The following is a 14,983-nucleotide window of genomic DNA, read 5'->3' on the forward strand; positions in this document are numbered from 1 at the left end:
GCGCTTACGCGACGGTCTCGTCGGCGCCCGCGAGCAGGTGGATCCCGCGCTCGGCGAGAGCGGCGCGGATGCGCTCGGCGACCTCGTCCACACCGCCCAGGCCGTCGACCGGGACGAGCAGCCCGCGGTCCCGGTAGACATCGATCAGCGGCGAGGTCTCGCGCACGTAGACCTCCTGGCGGTGCCGGATGGCCTCCTCCGAGTCATCGGCGCGGCCCTGCTCCTGCGCACGCTTGGTGAGGCGCGCGACGATCTCGTCCTGGTCGGCCACGAGCTGGATGACCGCGGCGAGCTCCTGGCCTTTCGAGGCCAGCAGGTCGTCCAGGTACTTCACCTGCTCCAGGGTGCGCGGGTAGCCGTCGAGGAGGAAGCCGTCCTTCGCGTCGTCCTCGGCCAGCCGATCGGTGACGAGTTGGTTGGTGAGGCTGTCAGGGACGTAGTCGCCCGCGTCGACGATCGCCTTGACCTGGCGGCCGAGCGGGGTCTCGTTCTTGATGTTGGCCCGGAAGATGTCACCCGTGGAGATGTCGGGGATCCCGTACACGGAGGTGATACGGGAGGCCTGAGTGCCCTTGCCCGCTCCGGGAGGTCCGACGATCAGCATACGGGTCAACGCAGAAGCCCTTCGTAGTGCCGCTGCTGGAGCTGCGAGTCGATCTGCTTGACCGTCTCGAGTCCGACACCGACGATGATGAGGATGGACGTGCCGCCGAACATGAAGTTCTGGCTGGCGCCGAGCAGTGCGAACGCTATCAGCGGGATCAGCGCGATGATGCCGAGGTAGATCGAGCCCGGCAGGGTCACGCGGGTCAGCACGTAGTCGAGGTACTCGGCGGTGGGGCGGCCCGCGCGGATACCGGGGATGAAGCCGCCGTACTTCTTCATGTTGTCGGCGACCTCCTCCGGGTTGAACGTGATGGCCACGTAGAAGTACGTGAAGCCCACGATCAGGAGGAAGTAGAGCAGCATGTAGAGCGGGTGGTCGCCCTTGGTCAGGTAGTTCGTGATCCAGGTCACCCAGGGAGCCGGGGCCTTGCCGGCTGCCGGCTGGTTGAACTGGGCGATCAGCGCAGGCAGGTACAGCAGCGACGACGCGAAGATGACCGGGACCACGCCCGCCATGTTCACCTTGATCGGGATGTACGTGTTGTTGCCGCCGTACGTCCGGCGGCCGACCATGCGCTTGGCGTACTGCACCGGGATGCGGCGCTGCGACTGCTCGACGAAGACGACCGCGGCGACGATCAGGAGACCGATCGCAATCACCACCAGCATCACCTCGATGCTCTGCGACTGGCCGATGGCCCAGAGCGAGCTCGGGAACTGCGCCGCGATCGAGGTGAAGATCAGGAGGGACATGCCGTTGCCGATGCCGCGCTCGGTGACCAGCTCGCCCATCCACATGATGAGGCCGGTGCCGGCGGTCATGGTGACGACCATGAGCATGATGGCGTACCAGGAGTCGTCCGTGATCAGCTGTGTGCACTGCGAGACGGCCGTGGTGCCGAAGAGGGCGCCGGAACGGGCGACGGTGATGAGGGTCGTCGACTGGAGGACGCCCAGCGCGATCGTGAGATAGCGCGTGTACTGCGTGAGCTTCGCCTGGCCGGCCTGGCCCTCCTTGTAGAGGGTCTCGAAGCGCGGGATGACCACGCGGAGGAGCTGCACGATGATCGACGCGGTGATGTACGGCATGATGCCGAGCGCGAAGATCGAGAGTTTGAGGAGAGCGCCACCCGAGAACAGGTTGACCAGCGAGTAGAGCCCGGAGGTGTCCTGGTTGGCGTTCAGACAGGTCTGCACGTTGCCGAAGTCGACGAACGGCGCGGGGATGAACGAGCCCAGCCGGAACAGGGCGATGATCCCCAGCGTGAAGAAGATCTTCCGGCGGAGGTCCGGGGTGCGGAAGATCCGCGCGACGGCGCTAAACAAAAGTGCGTCCTGCTTTCCTGTAAGAGTCAGTCGGGTGACCGGAGCTTTCCGGCCACCCGACTGCGCTGCTTTACGGGCGGCTACTTGACGGAGCCACCAGCGGCGACGATCTTCTGCTCGGCAGAGCCGGAGACCTTGTCGACCGCAACGTTCAGCTTAACCGCAATGTCCCCGTTACCGAGAACCTTGACCTTCTCGTTCTTGCGAACGGCGCCCTTGGCGACGAGGTCGGAGATGGTGACATCCCCACCGGCCGGGTACAGCTCGGCCAGCTTCTCGAGGTTGACCACCTGGTACTCGACGCGGAACGGGTTCTTGAACCCGCGCAGCTTCGGCGAACGCATGTGGAACGGGAGCTGACCGCCCTGGAAGCCCGGGCGGACCTGGTAGCGGGCCTTGGTGCCCTTCGTGCCACGGCCCGCGGTCTTGCCCTTGGAACCCTCACCGCGTCCGACGCGGGTCTTGTCCTTCTTGGCGCCCGCGGCGGGACGGAGGTGGTGCACCTTGAGGACCTGCTCGCGGGGCTCCGCGACGTCCTTCTTGGCCGGGGCCTTCTTCGCCGGGGCGGAGACGGTCTCGTCCTTGGTGGAGGCGGCGGCCTTGTCGGCAGCGGCCTTCGCCGGAGCCTTCTTGGCGGCAGGCGCCTTCTTCTCGGTGCTCGCCTTCTCAGCAGCCGGCTTGGCAGCGGCCTTGGTGGCGGGCTTCTTGGCGGCCGGCTTCTCGGCAGCGGCCTCAGTGGTCGGCTTGTCGTCAGCCATTAGTCGATCTCCTCAACCTTCACCAGGTGAGCGACGGTGTTGACGTACCCGCGGTTCTGCGGGGTGTCCTCGCGGACGGTGACGTCACCGATTCGCTTCAGTCCCAGACTGCGCAGCGTGTCGCGCTGGTACTGCTTCTCGCTCACTTTCGACTTGATCTGCGTGATCTTCAGGCGCGCGGCCATCAGGCACCTACCTTCTCTGCCTTCTTGGCGGCAGCAGCGGCCTCGGCCGCCTCCGCCTCGGCACGCAGCAGGCGCGCGGGCGCAACCTGGTCGTAGTCGAGACCACGGCGAGCTGCGACGGCACGGGGCTCCTCGAGCTGCTTCAGCGCCTCGACGGTCGCGTGCACGATGTTGATCGTGTTGGACGAGCCGAGCGACTTGCTCAGCACGTCGTGGATGCCGGCGCACTCCAGGACGGCGCGCACCGGGCCACCGGCGATAACACCGGTACCGGCGGCGGCCGGACGCAGGAGGACGACGCCGGCGGCGGCCTCACCCTGCACCGGGTGCGGGATGGTGACGCCGACGCGCGGGACACGGAAGAAGTTCTTCTTCGCCTCCTCGACGCCCTTCGAGATCGCCAGCGGCACCTCGCGGGCCTTGCCGTAGCCGACGCCCACCAGGCCGTTGCCGTCGCCGACGACCACGAGAGCGGTGAAGCTGAAGCGACGACCACCCTTCACGACCTTGGAGACGCGGTTGATGGTGACGACGCGCTCCAGGAACTGGCTCTTGTCGGCGTCCCGGCTGCCGCGATCGCGGTTGGGGTTGCGCTCCCGGCCACCGCGGCGCGGCTCGCGCTCGCGGTTGTTGTCGGTCGACGCAGCGGTCTCGACCGGCTGCGCGGTCTCCGTTACCTCAGCGGCCACGGTCTGCTCCTTGTTGTTCTCGTCGCTCACAGGTTCAGCCCACCTTCACGAGCGCCTTCGGCGACGGCCGCAACGCGACCGGCGTACTTGCTGCCGCCACGGTCGAAGACCACGGCCTCGACACCGGCGCTCTTCGCGCGCTCGGCGACGAGCTCGCCCACCTTGCGGGCCTTGGCGGTCTTGTCACCGTCGAAGCCGCGCAGGTCGGTCTCCATGGTCGACGCGGAGGCCAGCGTGTGGCCCTTGGCGTCGTCGACGATCTGCACGAAGACGTGGCGGGCCGAACGGGTGACGACCAGGCGAGGACGGACCTCGGTGCCCACGACCTTCTTGCGGAGTCGGGTGTGACGACGGCCGCGAGCGGCTGCCTTGCTCTTTCCTCTGGTACCCAGAGCCATGATTACTTACCAGCCTTTCCGGCCTTGCGACGAACGACCTCGCCGGCGTAACGCACACCCTTGCCCTTGTACGGCTCGGGCTTGCGGATCTTGCGGATGTTCGCGGCGACCTCGCCAACAGCCTGCTTGTCGATCCCGCTCACGGTCACCTTGTTGTTGCCCTCGACCGTGAAGGTGATGCCGGCCGGCGGCTCGACGTTGACCGGGTGCGAGAAGCCGAGCGCGAACTCGACGCCCGCACCCTTCTGGGCCACGCGGTAACCGGTGCCGACGATCTCGAGGCCCTTGGAGTAGCCCTCGGTGACGCCGATGATGTTGTTGTTGATGAGCGTGCGGGTGAGGCCGTGGAGCGAGCGCGAAGCGCGCTCGTCGTCCGGACGGGTGACCAGGACCTGGCCCTCCTCCAGCTTCGCCTCGATGGGGCTCGCGACGACGAGCGTGAGCTCGCCCTTCGGGCCCTTGACGGTGACGGTCTGGCCGTCGATCTTCACATCGACCCCAGCGGGGATCTCGATGGGCAGTCTTCCGATACGCGACATGGCAGGGTCACCACACGTAGGCGAGGACTTCCCCACCCACGCCCTTCTTCTCAGCCTGGCGGTCCGTGAGGAGCCCCGAGGAGGTGGACAGGATCGCGACACCGAGGCCGCCGAGGACCTTGGGGAGCTCCGTCGACTTCGCGTAGACGCGGAGGCCGGGCTTGGAGACTCGCTTGATGCCTGCGATGGAACGCTCACGGTTCGGACCGAACTTGAGGTTGAGCGTCAGGGTCTGGCCGACACGGGCGTCGGAGACCTCCCAGCCGGAGATGTAGCCCTCGGAGGTGAGGATCTCGGCGATGTGGGACTTGAGCTTGGAGTGCGGCATCGACACGGTGTCGTGGTGCGCCGAGTTCGCGTTGCGCAGTCTGGTCAGCATGTCTGCGACCGGATCTGTCATCGTCATTGCGATTTTCCTTTGTTCACCAGGTTTCGTGCAGCCGTTACACGACTGACGACCTGTGGTGGAAGTGGCCGGCCGGGCGGCCGGCCCACAAAGAGACAAGACTACTAGGTCTAGTTGCCCGCCTCGTTCGAACGGAACGGGAAGCCGAGCTGCTTGAGCAGCGCGCGGCCCTCCGCGTCGTTCTTCGCGGTCGTGACGACCGTGATGTCCATACCCCGGACGCGGTCGATCCGGTCCTGGTTGATCTCGTGGAACATCGACTGCTCCGTGAGACCGAAGGTGTAGTTGCCGTTGCCGTCGAACTGCTTGTCGCTCAGGCCGCGGAAGTCCCGGATACGGGGCAGCGCGAGCGAGAGCAGACGGTCGAGGAACTCCCACATGCGGTCGCCGCGCAGCGTGACGTGCGCGCCGATCGGCTGGCCCTCGCGCAGCTTGAACTGCGCGATGGACTTGCGGGCCTTCGTGACCTGCGGCTTCTGGCCGGTGATCAGGGTGAGGTCGTTGATCGCACCGTCGATCACCTTGCCGTCGCGAGCAGCCTCGCCGACACCCATGTTGACCACGATCTTCACGAGCCCGGGCACCTGGTGCACGTTCGTGAAGCCGAAGTCGCCCTTGAGCTGAGCGGAGATCTCGGTCTTGTACTTCTGCTTCAGGCGAGGCTGGATTTTGCCAGCACTCGTTGCAGTGTCCGTCATTACAGGTCCTTACCAGACTTCTTGGCGTAACGAACGCGGACCGTCTTGGTGACGCCGTCCTTCGTTACGGTCTCGGTGCGGAAGCCGACACGGGTCGGCTTCTTGGTCTCGGGGTCGACGAGCGCCACGTTGGACACGTGGATCGGAGCCTCGTGGGTCTCGATGCCGCCCGTCTTCGTGCCACGCTGCGTCTGGCCGACGCGCACGTGCTTGGTCACGAAGTTGACGCCCTCGACGATCACGCGGTTCTTCTCCACGAGGACCTCGATGACACGACCCTGCTTGCCACGGTCGCCACCGCGGGCCTGCGAACGGCCCGAGATGACCTGGACCAGGTCGCCCTTCTTGATGTTCGCCATGGTTACAGCACCTCCGGGGCCAGCGAGATGATCTTCATGAACTTCTTGTCGCGAAGCTCACGGCCGACCGGGCCGAAGATGCGGGTGCCACGGGGGTCACCGTCGTTCTTCAGGATCACGGCGGCGTTCTCGTCGAACTTGATGTAGGAGCCGTCCGGGCGGCGGGTGTTCTTCCGCACGCGCACGACGACGGCCTTGACGACATCGCCCTTCTTGACGTTGCCGCCGGGGATCGCGTCCTTGACCGTGGCGACGATGACGTCACCCAGGCCGGCGTAGCGACGGCTGGAGCCGCCGAGGACGCGGATGGCGAGAAGCTCCTTGGCGCCGGTGTTGTCGGCGACCTTGAGTCGGGATTCCTGCTGAATCACTTGGCCTTCTCCAGAATCTCAACCAGGCGCCACCGCTTGGAGGCGCTCAGCGGACGGGTCTCGTTGATGAGAACGAGGTCGCCGATGCCGGCGGTGTTGTTCTCGTCGTGCGCCTTCACCTTGGAGGTGCGGCGGATGACCTTGCCGTACAGGGGGTGCTTCACGCGGTCCTCGACCTCGACGACGATGGTCTTGTCCATCTTGTCGCTGACGACGTACCCGCGACGGGCCTTGCGGTAACCACGGACGAGGGCCTCGTCGGCCGCCGACTCCGCGGCCGCAGCCTTGGTGGTCTCAGCCATTACTTGGCCTCCTCAGTCTCGGTCTCGGCGACCTCGGGGGCCTCAGCGGCCTCCTTCTTCGCCTTGCTCTTCTTCTCTGCCTTGGCGGGCGTGACCTCGGCCGGGGCCGGGGTCGCCCGGATCCCGAGCTCGCGCTCGCGGATCACGGTGTAGATACGAGCGATGTCGCGCTTGACCGCACGCAGGCGGCCGTGGCTCTCGAGCTGACCGGTGGCCGACTGGAAGCGCAGGTTGAACAGCTCTTCCTTGGCCTTCTTCAGCTCGTCGATCAGACGCTCGTCTTCAAAGGTGTCGAGCTCGCTGGGAGCGAGCTCCTTGGTGCCGATCGCCATTACGCGTCGCCCTCCTCGCGCTTGATGATGCGTGCCTTGAGGGGCAGCTTGTGGATTGCACGGGTCATTGCCTCACGAGCGAGTTCCTCGGAGACGCCGGAGACCTCGAAGAGGACCCGACCCGGCTTGACGTTCGCGACCCACCACTCGGGGGAACCCTTACCGGAACCCATTCGGGTCTCGGCCGGCTTCTTCGTGAGCGGACGGTCCGGGTAGATGTTGATCCACACCTTGCCGCCACGCTTGATGTGACGCGTCATGGCGATACGAGCGGACTCGATCTGACGGTTGGTCACATAAGCGGGGGTCAGGGCCTGGATGCCGAACTCGCCGAAGGAGACCTTCGTGCCACCGGTCGCCTGGCCGCTACGGCCGGGGTGGTGCTGCTTGCGGTGCTTGACTCTGCGTGGGATCAACATGGTTATGCCTCAACTCCTGCTGCGGCCGGCGCGGCCTCGGTCGCGGGGGCGTTGCCCCGGCCACCGCCGCGACGCGGACCACGGTCACGGTCGTTGCGCTCGCGCGACGGCTTCTGGTTGGCCTGCTCGCGGGCAAGCTCCTTGTTCGTGATGTCGCCCTTGTAGATCCACACCTTGACACCGATGCGACCGAAGGTGGTCTTGGCCTCGTAGAAGCCGTAGTCGATGTTGGCGCGGAGCGTGTGCAGCGGCACACGACCCTCGCGGTAGAACTCGGAGCGGCTCATCTCGGCGCCGCCGAGGCGGCCCGACACCTGGATGCGGACACCCTTGGCGCCGGCGCGCTGAGCGCCCTGCAGGCCCTTGCGCATCGCGCGGCGGAAGGCCACGCGGGCGGCGAGCTGCTCGGCGATGCCCTGGGCGACGAGCTGAGCGTCGGCCTCGGGGTTCTTGACCTCGAGGATGTTCAGCTGGATCTGCTTGCCCGAGAGCTTCTCGAGGTCGGCGCGGATGCGCTCGGCCTCGGCGCCACGGCGACCGATCACGATGCCCGGACGGGCGGTGTGGATGTCGACGCGGACGCGGTCGCGGGTGCGCTCGATCTCGATGCGGGACACGCCCGCGCGGTCGAGCGAGGTCTTCAGCAGCGTGCGGATCTTGACGTCCTCAGCGAGGTAGTCGCTGTAACGCTGACCCTTCTTCGTGCTGTCGGAGAACCAGCGCGACACGTGGTCGGTCGTGATCCCCAGACGGAAGCCGTACGGGTTGACTTTCTGGCCCATTACTTGCTCGCCTTCTTCGTAGCGTTCGCAACCTCAGCCTCGTCCGGCGTCGCGAGGACGATCGTGATGTGGCTGGTGCGCTTGTTGATCCGGAAGGCCCGGCCCTGTGCACGCGGCTGGAACCGCTTGAGCGTGGTGCCCTCGTCCACGAAGGCCTTGCTCACGTACAGGTCCTGCTCGTCCAGGTAGGTGTTGCTCTGGTCGGCCTTGACGCGCGCGTTGGCGATCGCCGAGGCGACGAGCTTGTAGACCGGCTCGCTCGCGCTCTGCGGGGCGAACTTCAGGATGGCCAGGGCCTCCTGGGCCTGCTTGCCGCGGATCAGGTTGACGACGCGGCGGGCCTTCATGGGGGTGACGCGGATGTGACGCACGCGTGCGATCGACTCCACCATTTCTCTCCTCCTTACGCCACCGCGTTAGCGGCGGCGACCCTTCTTGTCGTCCTTCACGTGACCACGGAAGGTGCGGGTGGGCGCGAACTCGCCCAGCTTGTGACCGACCATGGTCTCGGTGACGAACACCGGGATGTGCTTGCGACCGTCGTGCACCGCGATGGTGTGACCCAGCATGGCCGGGACGATCATCGAGCGGCGCGACCAGGTCTTGATCACGTTCTTGCTGTTGGCCTCGTTCGCGGCGACCACCTTGCGAAACAGGTGCTCGTCGACGAAGGGGCCCTTCTTGAGACTGCGTGGCATCTTCTCGAACTCCTACTTACGCTTCTTGCCGGCGTTACGACGGCGGACGATGAGCTTGTCGCTTTCCTTGTTGGGGTGGCGCGTGCGGCCTTCCTTCTGACCCCACGGGCTGACCGGGTGGCGACCACCGGAGGTCTTGCCCTCACCACCACCGTGCGGGTGGTCGATCGGGTTCATCGCGACACCGCGGACGGTCGGGCGGACGCCCTTCCAGCGCATACGGCCGGCCTTGCCCCAGTTGATGTTCGACTGCTCGGCGTTGCCGACCTCGCCGATCGTCGCGCGGCAGCGGACGTCGACGTTGCGGACCTCGCCCGAGGGCAGGCGCAGCTGGGCGTAGGGGCCGTCCTTCGCGACGAGACGCACCGAGGCGCCGGCGGAGCGGGCCATCTTGGCGCCGCCGCCCGGCTTGAGCTCGATGGCGTGCACGACGGTACCGGTCGGGATGTTGCGCAGCGGCAGGTTGTTGCCCGGCTTGATGTCCGAGCCGGCGCCCGACTCGACCACGTCGCCCTGCTTCAGCCCGGCCGGAGCCAGGATGTAGCGCTTGGTGCCGTCCACGAAGTGGAGCAGCGCGATGCGCGCGGTGCGGTTGGGGTCGTACTCGATGTGCGCGACCTTGGCGTTGACGCCGTCCTTGTCGTTGCGACGGAAGTCGATCACGCGGTACTGGCGCTTGTGGCCACCACCGATGTGACGGGTCGTGATGCGGCCCTGGTTGTTGCGGCCACCGGTCTTCGACAGCGGACGGAGAAGGGACTTCTCCGGCGTCGAGCGGGTGATCTCGGCGAAGTCGGCGACCGAGGAGCCGCGACGACCGGGGGTCGTGGGCTTGTAGTTACGAATAGCCATGTCTGTCTTCCTCTAGTCCTTCGCTCAGCCGACGGCCGTGAAGATGTCGATGGAACCGGACTTCAGCGTGACGATGGCACGCTTGGTGTCCTTGCGCTTGCCGAGACCGAACTTGGTGCGGCGGGTCTTGCCCTGACGGTTCAGGGTGTTGATCGACGCGACCTCGACCTTGAAGATCGACTCGATGGCGAGCTTGATCTCGGTCTTGTTCGAACGCGGGTCGACGACGAAGGTGTACTTGCCTTCGTCGATCAGGCCGTAGCTCTTCTCGGAGACGACCGGGGCGATGATGATGTCGCGCGGGTCCTTGTTGACGGCGGCCATTACGCGTTCACCTCTTCCTTCTTGCTCTTGGACGAGATGAAGCCCTCGAGCGCGGCCTGCGAGAAGACGATGTCGTCGCTCACCAGGACGTCGTAGGCGTTCAGCTGGTCGTAGGTCAGCACGTGCACGGACGGGACGTTGCGCACGCTCTTGAAAGCGAGCTCGTCGTCGCGCTCCAGCACCACGAGGACGTGGCGGGAGGTCGCGACGCCGTTGAGCAGCTCCACGACGGCCTTGGTCGAGGGGGCCTCGCCGGTCGTGAACGCCTGCACGGCGTGGATGCGGCTGCCGCGGGCGCGGTCCGAGAGGGCGCCGAGCAGAGCAGCGGCGATCATCTTCTTCGGGGTGCGCTGCGAGTAGTCGCGCGGGTTCGGTCCGTGGACGACGCCACCGCCGGTCATCTGAGGAGCGCGGATCGAGCCCTGACGAGCGCGACCGGTGCCCTTCTGCTTGAACGGCTTGCGGCCGGCGCCGGAGACCTCGCCACGACCCTTGGTCTTGTGGGTGCCCTGTCGCGCGGCGGCGAGCTGAGCGGTCACGACCTGGTGGATCAGCGGGATGTTGGTCTGGACGTCGAACAGGGAGTCCGGAAGCTCGATGGAGCCGGCCTTCTTGCCCTTGAGGTCGACGACGTCAATCGAGGTAGCCATGTGCTTAGGCCCCCTTCACTGCGTTGCGGACGAAAACGATGCGGCCACGAGCGCCGGGGACGGCGCCCTTGACGAGCAGCAGGCCCTTCTCGGCGTCGACGGCCTGGACCTTGAGGTTCAGGACGGTCACGCGCTCGCCACCCATGCGACCGGCCATGCGCATGCCCTTGAAGACACGGCTCGGGGTCGAGGAGGCGCCGATGGAGCCCGGCTTGCGGTGGTTGCGGTGCGCACCGTGCGAGGCGGAGACGCCTTTGAAGTTGTGGCGCTTCATGACACCGGCGAAGCCCTTGCCCTTGGAGGTGCCCACGACGTCGACCAGCTGGCCGGCCTCGAAGGTGGCGTCCACGGTGAGCTCCTGGCCGGCCGAGTACTCGGCGGCGTCAGCGGTGCGGACCTCGGTGAGGTGACGGCGCGGCGTGACGCCCGCCTTGTCGAAGTGGCCGCCGGCCGGCTTGTTGACCTTGCGCGGGTCGATCTGGCCGTAGGCGATCTGGACGGCGTTGTAGCCGTCGACCTCGGGGGTGCGGACCTGGGTCACGACGTTCGGCGTGATCTCGATGACGGTCACGGGGATGAGCTTGTTGTTCTCGTCCCAGACCTGGGTCATGCCGAGCTTCTTGCCGAGGAGTCCCTTGGAGGTCTTGGTGTCGATGTTGGACATAGCGGCACTCCCCTTAGAGCTTGATCTCGATGTTGACGTCGGCGGGCAGGTCGAGACGCATGAGCGAGTCGACGGCCTTCGGCGTCGGGTCGATGATGTCGATCAGCCGCTTGTGCGTGCGCATCTCGAAGTGCTCGCGGCTGTCCTTGTACTTGTGGGGCGAACGGATGACGCACACCACGTTCTTCTCGGTGGGAAGCGGCACCGGGCCGACGACGGTCGCGCCTGCACGGGTCACCGTGTCGACGATCTTGCGCGCCGAGGTGTCGATGACCTCGTGGTCATACGACTTAAGCCGAATGCGGATCTTCTGTCCCGCCATGTCTGACTCTCTCTCTTGTTATGGCGTCGTACGAGACGGCTCTTACGAACCGCGCTCGCATTGGACGCAGTGCGACGTACGCGTGGGAAACGCCACTATTCTTCTGTCAACTCACCGCACGCCTCGAGGCACAGAGAAATCCCTGCTTTTCGAAGATGTCGATTGTGAGCATGTCCTGCTACCTGCGGCCTAACCCCTCGACCGCCGGTCCGAAGACTCTCGCGGTGGGCTATGCACTGCCTGGCAGTGATCCGTTCGGAGCGCACGTCAGCGCACTCGTTCCGAAATGTTGAACCAGACAAGTTTGCCAGATCCGGAGCGATGCTGCAACCCGGGCGTGTCGCGGGTGTCCGGCGGCGGTGCGAATTGCCTCCACAGCCGCTCCCGCGCGCGGAGTTCTCCACAGATTTCCGGCCTCCCGCCCGCTGCCGCGTGCCCGTCGCCAGGCTGGATCCATGACAGCACTCCACGACACCTCCAGCGCCCCCGCCCGGCTCCACCGCCTCCACCTGCGCGCTGTCGAACCCGGGCGTCATGTGACCCTCAAGCAGGTCGGGCGGCAGCGCTCCGCACGCGAGCACGTCGAGCGACTGCGGCTGTTCGCGGCGATGCGCGCGCGACCGCCCGTGTTCGCGTACTGGTCCGCGGCGCTGGTCCACGGGCTCCCCCTGCTCTGCCCTCCGCCCGCCACCGTCCACGTGGCGGCCGCCGGATCGGCCGACCACGCCGATCACGGCATCGTCTCCCATCGTCGCACCGGGAAGCAGCCGCCTGTGAGCAAGCGCGACCTCCTGGCGACGCCGGTCCCGGAGACCGTCGCGGCCCTCGCCGGGCGCACGTCCTTCGTCGAGGGCGTGGTGCTCGCGGACCACGCCCTCCAGACAGGCGCGTACGGCCAGCGCGTGCCCCTCACCACGCGGGAGGAGCTGTTGGAATCCGCCGGGCTGCTGCGCGACCCCCAGGAGCGGCGACGGGCGCTCGCCGTCGCGCGCTTCGCCGACGGTCGCGCCGAGTCGCCGCTCGAGTCGGTGAGCCGCGCCACGATGGCTCTCGTGGGAGCGCCTCCTCCCGACCTGCAGGTGCCACTCCACGATCCGGAGGGCGTCTTCGCCCGTCTCGACTTCGCCTGGCCCGGGCTCGGACTCGCCGGGGAGGCGGACGGCGGAGAGAAGCTCCAGCACCCGGCCTTTCGGCAGTTCCCGGACGTGCGACAGGCTCTCGCGGCACGCGCGGAGCGGGACAGCCGGATCGAGGCGGTGGGGCTGCGCGTCCTGCACTGGCGCTGGGCCACGGGGCGGCGCGTCGACCTGATGCGGGAGTTCCTGACCCGAGAGGGCGTGCCGCTCGATCCGAAGACCCGGCTCCGAGAGCTGGAGCTGGGACCGGGCTCGTGACGCAGAGAGAACGGGACCGGCGTTCGCCGATCCCGCTCCGAACGGCGCCTCGCGCCGCCGCTCTCGTGGTTCCAAGACCGCCTAGGCGGTGTCCGAACTCTTCGTCCGTGCTCCGGTCAGCGGCTTGGTCTGGTTTGCGAGGTCCATGCTCACCATAGGCAGTCTCCCTTCGTCGACGGACCCGTTCGGTTGAAACGGTGACCTCATTCTGCGCCCGACCCGGCGAGAGGTAAACCCCTGCGGACTCATGCGCGGAAACTGCTGCGTCGCGATCGCAGCAGGAGGCCGAGACAGAGGACCACCGCGCCGGCTGCACCGGCGCCGATGGCCGACGACGCGAGCGGGATGATCTCGACGGTGGCGCCGGTGCGGGCGAGAGTGTGCGAGCGCTCCGTCACAGCGACCGGCCCCGGCGGGAAGACCGGAACGGTGCGGCCGGTGACGGCCGGCACCGGCCGCGCGAGGACATCCAGCGTCACGGTGGCGGACGCGCTCGTCCGACCGTCGATGGCGGCGGTGTAGACGAATGAGTCGGCTCCGACGTGTGCAGGATCGCTCAGGTAGCTGCGGTGCACGCCCTCGCCGCTGAGGACGCCGTGAGACGGCTCCGCCACGACGTCGATCCGGACGGCCGCCTCCTCCGGAACAGAGCCGTCCGCAGCGGAGGCGACCAGGCTGACCGGCGTGTCCTCCCCCGCGAACGCCGTGTACCGCAGGTCGCGCACGGTCGGAGCGAGCGAGACGTCCTCGACCACCTGGATGTCCACCCGGTACGGGCCGGCGGTCGAGTGACCGTCGCTGACCGTGTACTCGAACGCGTCCGCACCGGCGAAGCCCGCTTCGGGGGTGTAGACGCCGCCGCTGCCGGTCGGCCGGAACGTGCCGTGCGCGGGCCCGGAGACGATCGCGTACGTCAGCTCGTCGCCGTCCGGGTCCGTGCCGGGGAACTCCACCGCGGCCGACGACCCCGCCGACAGGGTGAACGCGATATCGGCCGCCGTCGGCGGAGCGTTCGACACCACGCCGCCCGCGGCCAGCAGCACCACCGAGTCGAGGATCGCGTCGGAGACGTCCGCGATCACGAGCTTGACGTGATTCTGCTCGTGCGCGGACACCGGAGCGATGCAACGCAGCGGCACGGTGAAGCCGTTGAGCGCCGTGTCGAGCGAGCCGGCCGTGTTGTCGACGAACAGTTCCGCGTTGCTGCCCGCGTTCACCGAGTCGACACTGACCGGCGCCTCCCCGACCACCGCGCAGTTCGCGCCGTTGACGAAGAAGCCGAAGACATCGTTGAAGCCCTTCCCGACCCACTTGTTGTACTCGGCCGAGCCGAACACGTAGTCGATCGACAGGGACGTCGAGGTCGGCACGACATCGAACTCCAGGACCGCCGCATCCCGGGTCCGCGCACCCGCCAGGTCGGTGGCGTCCTCGTCTCCCGGAGTGCCGAGGGGCGTCGACAGGCTGCGTCCGTGAGGGCCGGGAATCTCCGCGACCCGACCGGTGCTGAGCGCGACGCCCGAAGCCAGGCCGACCGCGTCCATCCCGGCGAACGAGCCGATCGCGCGCGGGTCGCCGGTGAAGCGGATGCCCGACGTGGAGACGTCCCCGCCGACGAGCTGTGCCACGAAGGACTCGACGGTGGTCATCGTCCCGTCCGTCACCGTCTGAGCGGGGTCGCCCAGAGCGGCCGGCCCGGCGAGCGTGAGCGGCGCGGTCACGAGGGCGAGACCTCCGATCGCGGCGACGAGACGGGCCGGAGACCGGCGAGAGCGGGCACGGGTGGGATGCGGGGACATGCGCGATTACCTTAGGTGTTAGATGCGACCACCAATATTTATCACATCCCCGAGTGCCTACCCAAAACGACGAAGGGCCGGACCCTCGCGGGTCCGGCCCTCAGCCGAAA

The 14,983-nt window shown here is 67.2% G+C and carries 24 protein-coding genes; 1 reads left to right on the forward strand and 23 read right to left on the reverse strand.

Translation table 11 applies throughout. The features are described 5' to 3' along the window. Positions 1 to 4 precede the first annotated feature (4 nt). The 22 genes from ACQ86L_RS07840 to rpsJ form a co-directional block, all read right to left on the reverse strand. On the reverse strand, positions 5 to 613 hold the full coding sequence (locus tag ACQ86L_RS07840; protein ID WP_434318380.1) for an adenylate kinase: 609 nt from the start codon (positions 611 to 613) through the stop codon (positions 5 to 7). Beyond that, positions 610 to 1,932, reverse strand: a complete 1,323-nt coding sequence (secY, locus tag ACQ86L_RS07845) for a preprotein translocase subunit SecY (RefSeq protein ID WP_434318381.1) — start codon at positions 1,930 to 1,932, stop codon at positions 610 to 612. Before secY ends, ACQ86L_RS07840 begins: the two co-directional genes overlap by 4 nt. Positions 1,933 to 2,012: 80 nt before the next feature. Further along, positions 2,013 to 2,690 carry a 50S ribosomal protein L15 gene (gene rplO, locus ACQ86L_RS07850; RefSeq protein ID WP_434318382.1) on the reverse strand — a complete coding sequence of 226 codons (678 nt, stop codon included), beginning with the start codon at positions 2,688 to 2,690 and terminating at the stop codon, positions 2,013 to 2,015. Continuing rightward, complete coding sequence (gene rpmD, locus ACQ86L_RS07855) at positions 2,690 to 2,875, reverse strand: 50S ribosomal protein L30 (RefSeq protein ID WP_185276507.1); 186 nt, start codon at positions 2,873 to 2,875, stop codon at positions 2,690 to 2,692. Before rpmD ends, rplO begins: the two co-directional genes overlap by 1 nt. Next, positions 2,875 to 3,594, reverse strand: a complete 720-nt coding sequence (gene rpsE, locus ACQ86L_RS07860) for a 30S ribosomal protein S5 (RefSeq protein WP_055913991.1) — start codon at positions 3,592 to 3,594, stop codon at positions 2,875 to 2,877. The genes rpmD and rpsE overlap by 1 nt, the downstream gene beginning before the upstream one ends. Beyond that, the gene (gene rplR, locus ACQ86L_RS07865) at positions 3,591 to 3,962 is read right to left on the reverse strand and encodes a 50S ribosomal protein L18 (protein WP_370054590.1); all 372 of its coding nucleotides are present in this window, start codon (positions 3,960 to 3,962) and stop codon (positions 3,591 to 3,593) included. Before rplR ends, rpsE begins: the two co-directional genes overlap by 4 nt. Before the next feature lie 2 nt (positions 3,963 to 3,964). After that, positions 3,965 to 4,501 (reverse strand): 50S ribosomal protein L6, encoded by a 537-nt coding sequence (rplF, locus tag ACQ86L_RS07870; protein WP_434318383.1) that lies wholly within the window; start codon positions 4,499 to 4,501, stop codon positions 3,965 to 3,967. Between the two features lie 7 nt (positions 4,502 to 4,508). Further along, positions 4,509 to 4,907 (reverse strand): 30S ribosomal protein S8, encoded by a 399-nt coding sequence (gene rpsH, locus ACQ86L_RS07875; protein WP_345834053.1) that lies wholly within the window; start codon positions 4,905 to 4,907, stop codon positions 4,509 to 4,511. Positions 4,908 to 5,017: 110 nt separating this feature from the next. Further along, on the reverse strand, positions 5,018 to 5,605 hold the full coding sequence (rplE, locus tag ACQ86L_RS07880; RefSeq protein ID WP_370054592.1) for a 50S ribosomal protein L5: 588 nt from the start codon (positions 5,603 to 5,605) through the stop codon (positions 5,018 to 5,020). Next, a complete protein-coding gene (gene rplX / locus ACQ86L_RS07885; RefSeq protein ID WP_158865608.1) occupies positions 5,605 to 5,964 on the reverse strand; it encodes a 50S ribosomal protein L24 in 360 nt (119 codons plus the stop codon). The genes rplE and rplX overlap by 1 nt, the downstream gene beginning before the upstream one ends. A 2-nt stretch (positions 5,965 to 5,966) precedes the next feature. Continuing rightward, on the reverse strand, positions 5,967 to 6,335 hold the full coding sequence (gene rplN / locus ACQ86L_RS07890; protein WP_018191958.1) for a 50S ribosomal protein L14: 369 nt from the start codon (positions 6,333 to 6,335) through the stop codon (positions 5,967 to 5,969). Beyond that, complete coding sequence (rpsQ, locus tag ACQ86L_RS07895; RefSeq protein WP_018191959.1) at positions 6,332 to 6,637, reverse strand: 30S ribosomal protein S17; 306 nt, start codon at positions 6,635 to 6,637, stop codon at positions 6,332 to 6,334. Before rpsQ ends, rplN begins: the two co-directional genes overlap by 4 nt. Then, positions 6,637 to 6,969, reverse strand: coding sequence for a 50S ribosomal protein L29 (rpmC, locus tag ACQ86L_RS07900; protein ID WP_345834051.1), 333 nt, complete (start codon positions 6,967 to 6,969; stop codon positions 6,637 to 6,639). Before rpmC ends, rpsQ begins: the two co-directional genes overlap by 1 nt. After that, positions 6,969 to 7,388 carry a 50S ribosomal protein L16 gene (gene rplP / locus ACQ86L_RS07905; RefSeq protein WP_055894786.1) on the reverse strand — a complete coding sequence of 140 codons (420 nt, stop codon included), beginning with the start codon at positions 7,386 to 7,388 and terminating at the stop codon, positions 6,969 to 6,971. The genes rpmC and rplP overlap by 1 nt, the downstream gene beginning before the upstream one ends. Positions 7,389 to 7,390: 2 nt before the next feature. Further along, complete coding sequence (gene rpsC / locus ACQ86L_RS07910) at positions 7,391 to 8,170, reverse strand: 30S ribosomal protein S3 (protein ID WP_345834050.1); 780 nt, start codon at positions 8,168 to 8,170, stop codon at positions 7,391 to 7,393. After that, complete coding sequence (gene rplV, locus ACQ86L_RS07915; RefSeq protein WP_345834049.1) at positions 8,170 to 8,562, reverse strand: 50S ribosomal protein L22; 393 nt, start codon at positions 8,560 to 8,562, stop codon at positions 8,170 to 8,172. The genes rpsC and rplV overlap by 1 nt, the downstream gene beginning before the upstream one ends. A 24-nt stretch (positions 8,563 to 8,586) precedes the next feature. Further along, positions 8,587 to 8,868 (reverse strand): 30S ribosomal protein S19, encoded by a 282-nt coding sequence (gene rpsS, locus ACQ86L_RS07920; protein WP_018191964.1) that lies wholly within the window; start codon positions 8,866 to 8,868, stop codon positions 8,587 to 8,589. Positions 8,869 to 8,880: 12 nt separating this feature from the next. Then, positions 8,881 to 9,720, reverse strand: coding sequence for a 50S ribosomal protein L2 (gene rplB / locus ACQ86L_RS07925; RefSeq protein ID WP_345834048.1), 840 nt, complete (start codon positions 9,718 to 9,720; stop codon positions 8,881 to 8,883). Positions 9,721 to 9,744: 24 nt separating this feature from the next. Beyond that, positions 9,745 to 10,044 carry a 50S ribosomal protein L23 gene (gene rplW / locus ACQ86L_RS07930; RefSeq protein WP_434318384.1) on the reverse strand — a complete coding sequence of 100 codons (300 nt, stop codon included), beginning with the start codon at positions 10,042 to 10,044 and terminating at the stop codon, positions 9,745 to 9,747. Continuing rightward, positions 10,044 to 10,694, reverse strand: coding sequence for a 50S ribosomal protein L4 (rplD, locus tag ACQ86L_RS07935; protein ID WP_434318385.1), 651 nt, complete (start codon positions 10,692 to 10,694; stop codon positions 10,044 to 10,046). The genes rplW and rplD overlap by 1 nt, the downstream gene beginning before the upstream one ends. A gap of 4 nt (positions 10,695 to 10,698) precedes the next feature. Beyond that, positions 10,699 to 11,358: a 50S ribosomal protein L3 gene (rplC, locus tag ACQ86L_RS07940; protein WP_345834046.1), complete on the reverse strand. Its 660-nt coding sequence runs from the start codon at positions 11,356 to 11,358 to the stop codon at positions 10,699 to 10,701. Between the two features lie 13 nt (positions 11,359 to 11,371). After that, entirely contained in the window at positions 11,372 to 11,680 is a 309-nt protein-coding gene (rpsJ, locus tag ACQ86L_RS07945) for a 30S ribosomal protein S10 (RefSeq protein ID WP_005050520.1), read from the reverse strand. Between the two features lie 455 nt (positions 11,681 to 12,135). Here rpsJ and ACQ86L_RS07950 point away from each other — a divergent pair, with 455 nt between their 5' ends. Continuing rightward, positions 12,136 to 13,074 (forward strand): hypothetical protein, encoded by a 939-nt coding sequence (locus tag ACQ86L_RS07950; RefSeq protein WP_434318386.1) that lies wholly within the window; start codon positions 12,136 to 12,138, stop codon positions 13,072 to 13,074. A 245-nt stretch (positions 13,075 to 13,319) separates the two neighbouring features. On the opposite strand, the gene ACQ86L_RS07955 is transcribed toward ACQ86L_RS07950, so the two are convergent. Beyond that, the gene (locus tag ACQ86L_RS07955; protein ID WP_434318387.1) at positions 13,320 to 14,873 is read right to left on the reverse strand and encodes a choice-of-anchor L domain-containing protein; all 1,554 of its coding nucleotides are present in this window, start codon (positions 14,871 to 14,873) and stop codon (positions 13,320 to 13,322) included. Between the last annotated feature and the right edge of the window lie 110 nt (positions 14,874 to 14,983).

Source organism: Leifsonia sp. P73 (assembly GCF_051059105.1).
GTDB lineage: Bacteria > Actinomycetota > Actinomycetes > Actinomycetales > Microbacteriaceae > Leifsonia.

Bases quoted from the DNA above. Each gene is read 5' to 3' on its own strand.
- rpsC (WP_345834050.1), bottom strand. From the start codon at position 8,170: ATGGGCCAGAAAGTCAACCCGTACGGCTTCCGTCTGGGGATCACGACC.
- rplX (WP_158865608.1), bottom strand. From the start codon at position 5,964: ATGGCGAACATCAAGAAGGGCGACCTGGTCCAGGTCATCTCGGGCCGT.
- rplE (WP_370054592.1), bottom strand. From the start codon at position 5,605: ATGACGGACACTGCAACGAGTGCTGGCAAAATCCAGCCTCGCCTGAAG.
- rpsQ (WP_018191959.1), bottom strand. From the start codon at position 6,637: ATGGCTGAGACCACCAAGGCTGCGGCCGCGGAGTCGGCGGCCGACGAG.
- rpsS (WP_018191964.1), bottom strand. From the start codon at position 8,868: ATGCCACGCAGTCTCAAGAAGGGCCCCTTCGTCGACGAGCACCTGTTT.
- rpsJ (WP_005050520.1), bottom strand. From the start codon at position 11,680: ATGGCGGGACAGAAGATCCGCATTCGGCTTAAGTCGTATGACCACGAG.
- rpmD (WP_185276507.1), bottom strand. From the start codon at position 2,875: ATGGCCGCGCGCCTGAAGATCACGCAGATCAAGTCGAAAGTGAGCGAG.
- ACQ86L_RS07950 (WP_434318386.1), top strand. From the start codon at position 12,136: ATGACAGCACTCCACGACACCTCCAGCGCCCCCGCCCGGCTCCACCGC.
- rpmC (WP_345834051.1), bottom strand. From the start codon at position 6,969: ATGGCGATCGGCACCAAGGAGCTCGCTCCCAGCGAGCTCGACACCTTT.
- rplD (WP_434318385.1), bottom strand. From the start codon at position 10,694: ATGGCTACCTCGATTGACGTCGTCGACCTCAAGGGCAAGAAGGCCGGC.
- ACQ86L_RS07955 (WP_434318387.1), bottom strand. From the start codon at position 14,873: ATGTCCCCGCATCCCACCCGTGCCCGCTCTCGCCGGTCTCCGGCCCGT.
- rplB (WP_345834048.1), bottom strand. From the start codon at position 9,720: ATGGCTATTCGTAACTACAAGCCCACGACCCCCGGTCGTCGCGGCTCC.
- rplW (WP_434318384.1), bottom strand. From the start codon at position 10,044: ATGGCCGCCGTCAACAAGGACCCGCGCGACATCATCATCGCCCCGGTC.
- rplC (WP_345834046.1), bottom strand. From the start codon at position 11,358: ATGTCCAACATCGACACCAAGACCTCCAAGGGACTCCTCGGCAAGAAG.
- rplR (WP_370054590.1), bottom strand. From the start codon at position 3,962: ATGGCTCTGGGTACCAGAGGAAAGAGCAAGGCAGCCGCTCGCGGCCGT.
- rplP (WP_055894786.1), bottom strand. From the start codon at position 7,388: ATGTTGATCCCACGCAGAGTCAAGCACCGCAAGCAGCACCACCCCGGC.
- rpsH (WP_345834053.1), bottom strand. From the start codon at position 4,907: ATGACGATGACAGATCCGGTCGCAGACATGCTGACCAGACTGCGCAAC.
- rplF (WP_434318383.1), bottom strand. From the start codon at position 4,501: ATGTCGCGTATCGGAAGACTGCCCATCGAGATCCCCGCTGGGGTCGAT.
- rplO (WP_434318382.1), bottom strand. From the start codon at position 2,690: ATGGCTGACGACAAGCCGACCACTGAGGCCGCTGCCGAGAAGCCGGCC.
- rplV (WP_345834049.1), bottom strand. From the start codon at position 8,562: ATGGTGGAGTCGATCGCACGCGTGCGTCACATCCGCGTCACCCCCATG.